This window comes from Fischerella sp. JS2, assembly GCF_032393985.1.
Taxonomy (GTDB): domain Bacteria; phylum Cyanobacteriota; class Cyanobacteriia; order Cyanobacteriales; family Nostocaceae; genus Fischerella.
In genome coordinates this window covers 5,979,594-5,992,319 of sequence record NZ_CP135918.1, presented here as the reverse complement: position 1 = coordinate 5,992,319, position 12,726 = coordinate 5,979,594, and the positions used below count along the sequence as shown (strand labels likewise).

Annotated in this window: 2 protein-coding genes and 3 pseudogenes; 1 reads left to right on the top strand and 4 read right to left on the bottom strand. The window is 41.4% G+C overall.

The window, feature by feature from the left end; all coding sequences use genetic code 11:
- Nucleotides 1-58: 58 nt before the first annotated feature.
- Nucleotides 59-2,026: pseudogene (locus tag RS893_RS25675) on the bottom strand (acyltransferase domain-containing protein); the annotation flags it as partial.
- 37 nt (nt 2,027-2,063) lie between these two features.
- Here RS893_RS25675 and RS893_RS25670 point away from each other — a divergent pair.
- A protein-coding gene (locus RS893_RS25670; RefSeq protein ID WP_315784082.1) for an IS1 family transposase occupies nt 2,064-2,755 on the top strand; the annotation gives its coding sequence in 2 pieces (ribosomal slippage) (nt 2,064-2,388 and nt 2,388-2,755; 693 coding nt in all).
- 26 nt (nt 2,756-2,781) lie between these two features.
- Here RS893_RS25670 and RS893_RS25665 read toward each other — a convergent pair.
- The 3 genes and pseudogenes from RS893_RS25665 to RS893_RS30585 form a co-directional block, all read right to left on the bottom strand.
- Nucleotides 2,782-3,930, bottom strand: a pseudogene (locus tag RS893_RS25665) (beta-ketoacyl synthase N-terminal-like domain-containing protein); the annotation flags it as partial.
- Between the two features lie 232 nt (nt 3,931-4,162).
- Nucleotides 4,163-5,806, bottom strand: a complete 1,644-nt coding sequence (gene panP / locus RS893_RS25660; RefSeq protein ID WP_315788443.1) for a pyridoxal-dependent aspartate 1-decarboxylase PanP — start codon at nt 5,804-5,806, stop codon at nt 4,163-4,165.
- Between the two features lie 178 nt (nt 5,807-5,984).
- Nucleotides 5,985-12,668, bottom strand: a pseudogene (locus tag RS893_RS30585) (amino acid adenylation domain-containing protein); the annotation flags it as partial.
- Nucleotides 12,669-12,726: the final 58 nt, after the last annotated feature.

Genomic DNA, 12,726 nt, shown 5'->3' with positions numbered 1-12,726 from the left:
CAAAAAAACTCTGCGTACCTTTGCGCCAACCTCCGCGAACCTTTGCGTTTAAAAACAATTAACCGTGAACAGTATTCAAAAACGCTTCCACTTCTTCCTCAGATAACTCAGCAATTTTCTCAATCATAAATGCTTCAATCATTTCTGCTTGCTTGGCAACAGTCAAAGCTTGTAGTAAAAGATCGCGCAGTGGTAATTCCACAGGAAAATTTACTTGTAAGCGAGAAGCTAATTGAGTAGCAATCAGAGAATCTCCTCCTAAGTCAAAGAAATTGTCATAAATACCGACTTGCTCAATTCCTAAAACTTCTTGCCAAATCTGAGCAATTTGCTGTTCCAATTCGTCAGTTGCAGCAATATAAGAATTACCGAGAATTGGTCTGGAGTACTGTGAGTATAAGTCTTTTATCTCTATTTCTTTGGAATCAAAAATTGGATTTATTTCATCTGATAATAATAGCGATTTAGCTTCAATCCAATAACGCTGACGTTCAAAAGGATAAGTAGGCAAAGGAACACGGTAACACTGTTCATCGCTATAAAATTCAGACCAATCTATTTCTATGCCTGCGAGCCAAAGGCGACCTAATGTATTTAACAAAAAAGTAATATCTGATTGTTGTTCTTGAGGATGGCGTAAGGAAGTGAGTACTAATTGGTTTGTATCCGGCGCTAAATGTTGTTTAGTTAATGTACTTAATGTTCGTCCCGGCCCAATTTCTAAAAAAATTCCTTGTGGCTGTTTCAATAACTCAAATATCCCATCGGAAAATCTGACACAAGAACGTAGATGCTGACTCCAATAATTTGGATTTGTAGCTTCATCATTTCTAATCCAAGTGCCAGTAAGGTTAGAGATAAAAGGAATTTGAGGCGATTTTAAGCGAACTTTTTTGACTTGCTCTTGGAACGATGCTAAGACAGGTTCCATCATCTGAGAATGAAAGGCATGAGATGTATGCAAAAGGCGAGAATCTATACCTTTAGAGCCTAAGTAGGTTTGTAACGCTTCTATAGCCTCTGTTCTTCCCGACACTACGCAGGTGGATGGACTGTTAATTGCAGCAACGGAGAGTTCCTTGTCCAAAAAGGGTTGTACATCTTTTTCAGGTAGTGGCACGGCAAGCATACTTCCAAGGGGCAGTAATTGCATCATTTCACCCCTGGCTGTGACTAAAGCTAAAGCATCTTCCAAAGAGAAAACGCCCGCTAAAGTTGCAGCTACATATTCACCAATGCTGTGACCGATCATGGCAGTGGGGCGTACTCCCCATTGCATGCATAACTTGGCGATCGCATACTCAATAACAAATAGTGCAGGTTGAGCGATCGCTGTTTGTTGCAGTTGCATTGAAGCTGTTGCTATTTGTTGTTCGCTAGGATAAATTAGCTGACGTAAATCAAGCCCCAAGTGAGGTTTAAGAATATCTGCACATATATCCACCTGTTGGCGAAATATTGGTTCAACCTCATAGATTTCCCGCGCCATATTTACATATTGCGCGCCTTGTCCAGAAAACATAAAGATAACTGGACGCTTGCTAGATTTTTGGTAGTAATTAAAAACTCGTTGCGGATCTAAGCTAATCAAAGCCTTTAACGCATCATCAACGTCACGGCAAACCACCATCCGGCGATACTCAAAAGTCCGACGACCAACATTGAGCGTATACGCAACATCAGCCAAGTTAAGTTCGCGATGCTCTTTTAAATGGTTTACAAGATTAGCTGTTACCTGCTCAAGAGCATTCTCAGTCTTAGCCGATATACACAACAACTGATATCCTCTCTCCTGTACCTCTGCACCCACGATCCTCTGCTCTCTTACAAATGGTGCTTCTTGCAGAATCACATGGGCGTTAGTTCCTCCTATACCAAAGGAACTGACTCCTGCGCGGCGAGGGATACCGTGAGTCTTCCATTCTGATAGCGTGGTATTCACGTAAAACGGACTGTTGGCAAAATCTATTTGGGCATTGGGGCGATCAAAGTTTAAGCTGGGGGGTATTTGTTTGTATTTCAGGGCGTTGCATAATAGCGGTATGAATTGAGGTCAATTAATCATGGAATGTCCACGCTGTGGATCTTGTCATAACCGTAAGAATGGAAAGAAAAGAGGTAAACAGAATCACATTTGCTGTGATTGTGGTCGTCAATTCATTGATGTCTATAAACCACCCAGGGGCTACTCGGATGAAATCAAACAAGAATGCCTAAAAATGTACGTCAATGGTATGGGATTTCGTGGAATTGAAAGGGTGAAAAACGTTCATCATACTACCATTATTCATTGGGTTAAACGAGTGGGTACACAATTGGCGGATACACCAAATTCAAAGGAAATTCCGCAGGTGGGAGAACTAGATGAATTAGAAACATTTATTGGTTCAAAAAAAATAAAATCTGGTTGTGGACGGCGGTAAATCACTTTACTCAAGGTATTCTTGCTTGGGTTTTAGGTGATCGTAGTTCGACTACTTTCCAACAGTTATGGAACATTGTCCAGTGTTGGCAGAGTTATTTTTACGTCACAGATGGATACCCTGTTTACCCTTGTTTTGTTCCTGATGGTGACCAAATTGTGAGTAAGACCTACATGACACGAGTCGAAAATGAAAACACAAGGCTTAGACATTATTTGGCTCGTCTTCATCGTAAAACTTTATGTTATTCCAAAACCGAGGAAATGCTGAGATACTCTGTTCGATTGTTATTGCACTACCTCAAATATCGTTCTGTTCCCTTACCTGCCTAAAACATACCTTTATTCAGCAACGCCTATTTCAGAGCTTGAACAGTTTTGATTAAGCCAGTCACACCTGCTGCTGTATTTAAGTGACCAACATTAGTTTTTACAGAACCAATTGCACAGAAATTCTTTTTATCGGTGCTGGAACCAAAAGCTTGTGTCAGAGCCGCAATTTCAATTGGATCTCCTAAGGAAGTGCCAGTACCATGAGTTTCGACATAAGAAATAGTTTCGGGATCGACACCAGCTAAAGCCATTGCTTCCGAAATCACTGCTGTTTGTCCATCTATACTTGGAGCTGTATAACCAACTTTCAAAGAGCCATCATTATTAATTGCCGAACCTTTAATAACTGCATGAATATAATCGCGATCGCTGATAGCATCCTCTAATCGCTTCAGTACTACCACACCCAAACCATTGCCGAAAACAGTTCCCCCAGCGTTTGCATCAAAGGCTCGACAGTGCCCATCTGGTGAAACAATTCCCCCTTGTTCATAGTAATAACCAGTTATTTGTGGCACTGTAATTGAAACACCACCTGCCAAAGCAATATCACTTTCGCCACTCAGTAAACTCTGACATGCAAAATGAACAGCAACTAAAGATGTAGAACAAGTTGTTTGGACATTAACACTTGGCCCTCTCAAGTTTAATTTATAAGAAATTTGAGTTGGCAAGTGGTCTTTATCATTGCCAATAAAAATTTTGAATGTTTCTGCTGGTTTCAATAAATCCCGATGAGCATAGAAATTAGAAAATATATTTGTCAGTAAGTAAGAACTAAGAGCAACACCAGCAAAAAGACCTATTTGACCGGGATAAATCTCGGAATTATACCCGGCATTTTCTAAGGCTTCCCAAACGCACTCTAGAAAAAGGCGATGCTGGGGATCTGTGATTTCCGCTTCTTGAGGAGTAAAACCAAAAAAAGCAGCATCAAATAATTCTATATCTTTCAATACACCGCCAGATTTAACATAACTAGGGTCGTTTAATACAGTCGGATTTATTCCTGCTGCCACCAATTCTTCATCAGTAAAAAAAGAAATTGACTCTACCCCATTTTGCAGATTGTGCCAAAAACTATCAACATCTTTTGCACCAGGAAAATGGCAGGCCATGCCAATGACAGCTATTTCATCCTGTCCAGACGAGCTATTTAAGTCATGCAAATTCATAAACCTATACCTTAACTTGCAAATTTATTAGAAGGCAGGAGGCAGAGGGCAGAGGGCAGAAGGAAAGAAAGTATTTTATCTGTCAAACGCCGAAACTTTCTTAATTACGAATTACGATTACGAATTACCAATTGATATAAGTTCCCACCTGTAAGGGTAGTCTTCAATCAGGAAAGGCTAAGAGAGTTAAAAACAATAACTTGTGCCCTCTGCCTCCTGCCTCCTGCCTTCTTCAAGATATAGAAATTTCTGATGCAATCTGTATTTGGTCGTTCAAAACTGCATCAATATCATTTTCAGTTGTCAACGGGTTAGCGAGAACTGCACGCAAAGCAATAATCGGAATTTCTTTACTCATGCAGTTGGTTGTTTTTGTTGTTCGGGAAATAAAAGTACGACCAGCTTGACGCTGTAATTTTTGCAGAGTTTGGTTAAATTCACTAATCAATAAATTATCAATTTCTGTCAACTTTTTTTGAGAAACGATTTCTCGAAATTGCTCCGGTATATAGCGATATATAACTAGGTTAGTATCAGGTTCTGCTAGCAATTCAAACTCAGGCATTGCACAAATACGATTAGCCAGATACTGAGTTTTTCTAATTCCTTCATCAATCAAAAATTCATATCCCTTAGTTCCTATTAGATTTAGTCCCGCATGTAAGAATAAAGCCATACCTGGCCGAGAACCTTCCAAAGCACGTTTGCCCAAATCGAACGATCCCTTACGCATGGTATAGCTAGCTTGTTTTTCAATTGCCTTTGCTGTATGCGGTTCGCGCATAAAAACCATACCAATACCCATTGGCAGATAAAGTTGTTTGTGTCCGTCAATGGTGACTGAATCAGCCAGTTCGATACCTGCAAGCTTATGGCGATGTTGTTTGGAAAAAACCAACGGCCCACCCCAAGCAGCATCTACATGAAAATGAACATTAGCTTCATGTGCTATTTCTGCAATATCTAAGAGCGAATCTACCCCACCAGAATCTGTGGTGCCAGCAATGCCAGCGATCGCAATAATACACAAATTCTGGTCTTGACACTCTGCAACAGCCTGACGTAGCGATCGCAAATTGACTCGATTGTTACTGTCAGTCGGAACTTTAATTAAACTACGAAGACCTATACCTAATAAGTCTGCGGCTTTATCAAAAGAGTAATGCATCAATTCTGAGCCAATGATTACGGCTCCTTTGTAGCCGTAAAAATTGAGCGCTGCTGTTAAACCTTCCTTTTCTACACCAGAAAAACCATCCTTAGCTCCCAAAGCTGCATTGCGAGCGCACCAAAGCACTGCAATATTTGCTGTAGTACCACCAGATACCAATATTCCCAGCGTACTTTGACTGTTTTGAATATGTTGCTCGTAAAAGCGATCGGAAAAATTGTAAATTTGACGATGCATCATCGCTAGAGCCTGACGTTCATAAAAGCTGAGAGCTTTAGCAGTCTCGATTTTAACGGCGTTTTGATTCATCGCCGTCATAAGTTTGGCAATAGGTCTAACAAAATAGGGGAGCGCCGAGGTCATGTGACCAATAAATCTTGGCGAAGATGTATGTATTGAATGATCGATAACATTATTACTTAAATATTCAAGATATTTTTCAAAATCAGCTGGTTTTTCAGGTATTTCACTATCATAAAACTGATTTTTTAATGAGTTTAAATCAATATCAGTATTAGCATTATTTTCACTTAAAAAATAATCACATAAATTATCAACCAACTCATTCATATTTTTTTCTACAGATGTTGATTGACTAGGTGTATTAAATAATTGCATTATCTTTTGCTCAATACCATAATGCAATATTTGCTCGCTCTCAACAAAGTAATTTGGCTGGGAAATTTCTTGTTGGCTTAATGTCATGTTATTTTCATCCAAAATATTTTTGCTTTCTTCTGTGGTCTTAAAAATTCACTTTTAGTTATTAAATAAAATTTCTATATTAAATACTCTCCCCTTTTTGTTTAGCTGTTCTGTGCTTTTGTCTAACTTCTTTACGGCGCTGCATTGATACAGTTCTGGTTTCAAATTGGCGAAGATTTTGTCCCAAAGATATTTGTGGGTTTGCTTCTGGATTGAAAACTTTTCTTAAGTGACTAATAGTTGGATATCGAAACATTTCAACTAAAGAAAAATCTTGTTGAAATCTTTGTTGTAACTTGTGATGAACTTGAATCAATAGTAGTGAGTGACCACCAAGTTCAAAGAAATTATCATGTATACCTATTTCTTGAATATGAAGCACCTCACGCCAAATCTCAGCAATGGCTTGTTCTATCTCAGTTTGAGGAAGCTGTAATTCTTGGTCTAGTTCGGGACGTACACCCTCTAGTATGGGAAGTGCATGATAGTTTACCTTGCCGTTAGGCAGTAATGGCAAAGCTTTTAACATTACAAAAGCTGTTGGCATCATGTATTCGGGAAGCTTCTCTTTTAGCAGGCGATGCAATTCAGTAATAGTTATTATCTGCTCTGCTTGAGGAACAACATAAGCCACTAATTGTTGTTGACTGTGTTCATCTGTTTTAGCCACGACTACAGTTTCCTGCACTCCTTGGTGTTGACTTAACACCGCTTCAATCTCTCCCAATTCAATGCGGAACCCACGTAGCTTAACTTGATGGTCAACTCGCCCCAAGAATTCTAAGTTACCATCAGCTCGATAGCGTACTAAGTCTCCTGTTTTGTACAAACGCTTTATTTTATCCTCCAGAATTGGAAGAGTGCTGACTAAGGAGTTAGAAGTTAATAATTCTCCCCCTGCTTCCCCCGATCCTTCTGCCTCCTGCCTCCTGCCTTCTGCCTTCTCAAACAGACTTGAGATAAATCGCTGTGCTGTCAAATCAGGTTGATTGAGATAGCCTCTTGCCAATCCTGCACCGCTAACATACAGATCGCCAAGTACGCCAACAGGAACAAGCTGTAGGTTTCTATCCATTACGTAGACTTGCATATTGTTAATAGGACGACCGATCGCAACACGCAAAGTCTCATCTTCAGTACCCATCTCATAGCAAGTAACGTCAGCAGATACTTCTGAAGAACCATAAAGATTTAACAGGATACTGTTAGGCATAATCTGCCGAAACTTCTGCGAAAGTTCTAAAGAAAGAGCTTCTCCACTAGTTACCCAAAACTTCAATTTGGGTAGTCGCTTTTGCAAGTCGCTGTCAATATCTAACAGTACGCGCAGCAATGAAGGAACAAGTACCAACCTTGTAACATGATTACTGGCAAGTGCTTCCACAAACTGTTGTGGATTCTTAACAACATCATCGGATACAATTACCGTTTGCACTCCTTGCAGTAGAGGGCCAAAAATTTCCCAAACTGAGTCCACAAAGTTTAAGGATGTTTTCTGACAACAAACTTCTTCCTGTGTAAACGGATAAGTCTGCCACATCCAATAAAAACGATTGACAGCGCCTCGATGAAGTCCGAGAACTCCTTTAGGTTTGCCAGTAGAACCAGAGGTGTAGATGACATAAGCGAGATTGTCGGCTGTTATATTACTAAAGGGATTCTCTATGCTTTCTTGGGCAATAGTATCCCAGTCAGTATCTAGGCAAACTACCCGTGCTTGATGTTCGGGAAGTCTTTTGATTAACTGCTGCCGAGTTAATACCACTGGAACAGCTGCATCAGATAACATGAAAGCTAACCGTTGCTGTGGATAAGCAGGGTCAAGTGGCAAATATGCAGCACCAGCCTTGAGAATTCCTAACAGCCCCACTATCATCTCAAAGAAAGGCTCCACATAGATACCTATAGGCATTTCTGGCTTCACATCCAGCTTTTGCAAATAATGCGCCAGTTGATTGGCACGCTGATTCAACTGTGCATAGGTCAACTTTTGGTCTGCAAACACCACAGCTACTGCATCGGGTGTGCGTTCTACCTGGGCTGAAAATAACTGATGAATGCAACTGTTTGGATACTCTACTTCTGTGTTATTCCATTCCAAGAACTGCACCTTCTCAGCCTCAGTGAGCAGTGGTAACTGCCAAAGCTGCTGCTGGGGATTAGCAACTATTCCAGACAACAGTGTCTGCAAATGCCCTGCCATCCGCTCAATAGTATCCACCTCAAACAAGTCAGTGTTGTACTCAAAAGTCGCTTTGAGTCCACAATTTACCTCTTCGACAAACAAAGTCAAATCAAACTTAGCTGTACTGCTGTCGCTTTCTAGAACGCTCCAGTTCAAACCTGGTAATTCTAGCTGTGAGTGTGGTGCATTTTGCAGCACAAACATCACCTGAAATAGAGGTGTGTGACTTAAAGAGCGCTCTAGCTGCAATTTTTCCACCAGCAACTCAAAAGGTAAATCTTGGTGTGCGTATGCTTCTAAAGCAACCTCACGTACTTGAGTTAAGAACTCCTCAAAAGTCAAATTGCTTTCGAGCTTGGTTCGCAGTACTAAGGTATTGACAAAAAAGCCAATTAACTCTTCTATTTGTGCATGGTTGCGGTTAGCAATTGGCGAACCAACAACAATATCTTCACTGCCACTGTAGCGATGAAGCAGGGTTTTAAAAGCTGCAAGCAAAGTCATGAACAAGGTGCAGTCTCGTTGCTGACTGAAGTTTTGCAGTGCAACACTCAGTTGTGGAGATATCTGGAAACTATAGTTAGCACCCCGGAAAGTTTGGACTGCCAGTCTTGGGTAGTCGGTGGCTAACTCTAGGACTGCTGGTGCTCCAGCTAGCTGTTTTTGCCAGTAAGCAAGCTGAGAATTGAGTACATCTGCTGTCAGCCACTGTCTTTGCCAAGCTGCAAAGTCTGCATACTGAATTGGTAGTTCAGCCAAAGGTGAAACTTGCCGATTGCAAAAGGCTTGATAAAGTGCAGACAATTCAGATACAAATACACCGATTGACCAACCATCACAGGCTATGTGGTGGAATGTGATCAACAGTACATGTTGGTGTTGGTTCAGGCGTAGTAACTTTGCCCGAATCATCAACTCAGTTTCCAGATTAAATGGCTGTTGGGCTTCTGTTTGTGCTAGTTGTCTAACTTGAGCTTGTTGTTGTTCGCCAGCTAATTGACTCAGGTCAACGACCGGAAATGATACAGTTGTGACTGATGAGATGACTTGTATTGGTTGTCCTGCAACTGTCTTAAAATTTGTTCGCAAGACTTCGTGACGACGCAGTATTTCGTTGAGGCTTTCGTGTAGTGCCTGGTGGTTAAGTTCACCCTGCAAACGAATTGCGGCAGGTATGTTGTAGAAGGGATTGCCTGGTTCTAACTGAGCTATGAACCATAGCCGATGTTGGGCAAAAGAGAGTTGACAGGTATCTACTTTTTTTCTAGGAATTACTTGGGTTTTTTGAGAGTTTATACCCTTTTTATTGAGTAGCAGTTTAAAAAACTCTTGTTTCTCGGATGAAAAATTACCTGCATCTGTAGACATACTCATTTTTGAAAGTTACTGACAGTTCTTAGATTGAGGTGAGTTCAGTTTTTATACTTAGTTGATTTGTGTTGAAAGTATTGTTTCTACCTCCTCCATAGAGATTTTTTCCACTTCCTGCCAAGTTTGTGCAATTTCTTCAACAACTTGACGATCGCCCCAAATTTTTGCGATCGCATCAATCAAACCTGCTACTGTAGGTGATTCAAATAAGTTACGTATAGGTAACTCTACTTGGAAGACTTGACGCAATCGCGAAGTTACTTGAGTTACCATCAGCGAATGCCCACTTAACTCAAAGAAGTTATCGTGGATACCTATCTCATTTAAACCAAGAACCTGTCCCCAAATTCGTGCAATCACTTCCTCTGCCGCAGTCTGAGGTGCTACAAAAGTTCCTTCTAATTTGGATTGTTCCAAATTCGGTGCTGGCAAAGCTTGCCTGTTCAGCTTACCGTTAGGCATCAACGGCAACGCCTCCAGCATCACAAAAACTGCTGGCACCATGTAGTTAGGTAGCTTCGACTCTAAGAACTGGCGCAGTTGAGCAATTGTTGGTGTCTTATTTTTGTGTGGAACAACATAAGCAACCAAACGCGACCAACCAACCTCATCCTCACTGGCGACAACTACAACTTCCCGCACATGTGGATATTGAGCTAAAACCGCCTCAACTTCTCCCAACTCAATACGCAAACCCCGAATCTTCACCTGAAAATCAATTCGCCCCAAATACTCAATCGTCCCATCAGCAGCATAGCGCGCTCTATCCCCAGTTTTGTAAAGGCGATCGCTACTAGTTGCAATCTCATCTTTAAAAGGATTAACAATAAACTTCTCGGCAGTCAAATCTTCTCGATGCAAATAACCCTTTGCCAGTCCCACTCCACCAATGTGCAACTCACCCGGCACGCCAATTGGCACTGGTTGGAGATCTTTATCTAAGATATGGATTTGCGTATTGGCGATCGCTCTACCAATCGGCACAATCCGTTGCTTACTATTTGGCTGACAATGCCACCAAGTCACATCAATCGCTGCTTCCGTCGGTCCGTAAAGATTGTATAACTGTGCATCAACACGAGCAAAAAATCTTTGCTGAAGTTCAAACGATAAAGCTTCACCACTACAAATCACTCGCTTGAGGCTGTGACAGTTTTCTAATTTCGGTTCGCTCAAAAACACTTGCAGCATTGAAGGTACAAAGTGAACTGTGGTAATTTGCTCAGCAGCTATCAGTTCTACCAAGTAGGCACTATCGCGATGACCGTTGGGTTTGGCGAAAACTAAACTTGCTCCTGTCAGTAACGGCCAGAAAAATTCCCAAACTGAGACATCAAAGCTAAAGGGTGTTTTTTGCAAAACTCGGTCTTTTGATGTCAGTTGCAAAGCATCTTGCATCCACAACAAGCGATTGCATACGGCTTGATGAGTGTTGATTGCTCCTTTGGGTTTGCCTGTGGAGCCGGAGGTGTAAATGACATAAACTAAATCATCTGGGGTAACGTTGATGTTGGGGTTTTGTGGGCTTTCTAGTTTTATTTGCTGGGAGTCGCTGTCTAGGCAAATGATTTGTGTTTGATGTTGGCTGAGTTTTTCGACTAGATGCTGTTGTGTTAACAAGATTGGGGAATCGATTTCCTCTATCATCAAAGCCAGTCGTTGTTGGGGGTAGTCTGGGTCGAGTGGTACGTAAGCGCATCCGGCTTTGAGGATGCCCAATATTCCAACTATCATTAAAAGCGAGCGTTCTGCACAGATGCCTATTAGTGTTTGTGGTTTGACTCCTTGTTTTTGCAAGTAGTGGGCTAGTTGATTGGCACGCTGATTCAACTGTGCATAGGTCAACTTTTGGTCTGCAAACACCACAGCTACTGCATCGGGTGTGCGTTCTACCTGGGCTGAAAATAACTGATGAATGCAGCTTTTTGGGTACTCTACTTCTGTGTTATTCCATTCCACCAATAATTGATGCCGTTCAGCCGCACTTAGCAGGGGTAATTCTCCCAAACGTTGCTCTTGATTTGTGGCGATCGCAAACAGCAAATTCTCAAAATGTGCTGCCATACGACTAATAGTAGCAGCATCAAATAAATCAGTATTGTATTCAAATTTTGCCAACAATCCTTGCTCAGTTTCTCTCATTGATAAGGTTAAATCAAACTTAGCTGTTGCTGTTGGCATTTCTAAAAAGCTAAGAGTTATTCCTGGAATTTTTACTTCTTCTGCTGGTGCATTTTCTAATACAAACATCGACTGGAACAGAGGTGTATGACATAAATCCCGCTTTGGCTGTAATTGTGCTACTAAAAGTTCAAAAGGCAAATCTTGATGATTAAATGCTTCCCAAGCGACATCTCGCACTCGTCCTAACAACTCTCGAAAAGACGGATTACCCGATAAGTCGGTACGCATGACAAGAGTGTTGAGAAAACAACCAATAAGTGATTCCAAATCGCGGTTATGGCGATTGGCAATGGTAGTACCAACACAAATGTCTTCTTGGTTAGTGTAGCGGTAAAGAAGTGTTTTAAAAGCCGCTAGCAGGGTCATGAATAAAGTGGCTTTTTCCTGCTGACTGAGCTTTTTCAACTTTTGAGTGACATCTACCCCAATTTTGATGGTAGTAGTGGCTCCTCGAAAAGATTGAACGGTTGGGCGTGGGCGATCGCTTGGTAATTGTAAGATGGGGAGAGTACCACTTAGTTTTTGCTGCCAATAGTTCAGTTGTGTTTGAAAACCTGACTTGTGCAACTTTTGTTGCTGCCAATTAGCGAAGTCAGCATACTAAATAGGTAACTCTGGCAAAGGCGACGGCCGACCTGCACAAAAGGCTTCGTAGAGTGCGGCAAGTTCTCGCATAACGATCGCACTCGACCAAGCATCTGCGATCGCGTGATGGATTGTAAATAGCAATAAGTTATCTTCTAAAGCGAATTTAAGCAACGTGACTCGCAGTAATATTCCCTGTGCTAAGTTGAAAGGCTGCTGAGATTCGGCTACAGATAACTCCTGGGCTTCTTGCCATTGCTTGGTTTTAGTCAAGTGCTGCCAATCTACTACTGATAGTTGTAAATTCAGTTGAGGAGCGATCGCACAGAAGGCTTGCCCATCTACACTATTAAATCTAGTGCGGAGAATTTCGTGACGCTGTACTATTTCGTTTAGGGCTTGCTCCAAAACAGTTACATTCAGCAATCCTTTAATTTGTATAGCAAATATTTGATTGTAAGCAGCACTACCGCCTTCCAATTGGTCGATAAACCAGAGTCCTTGTTGCCCAAAAGACAAGGGTAGATTTGTGTCCCGTGGAACTGTTTGAATCGCTTCTACAGTTGAACTAGCAGCAGAATTAACTTGCTTGAGA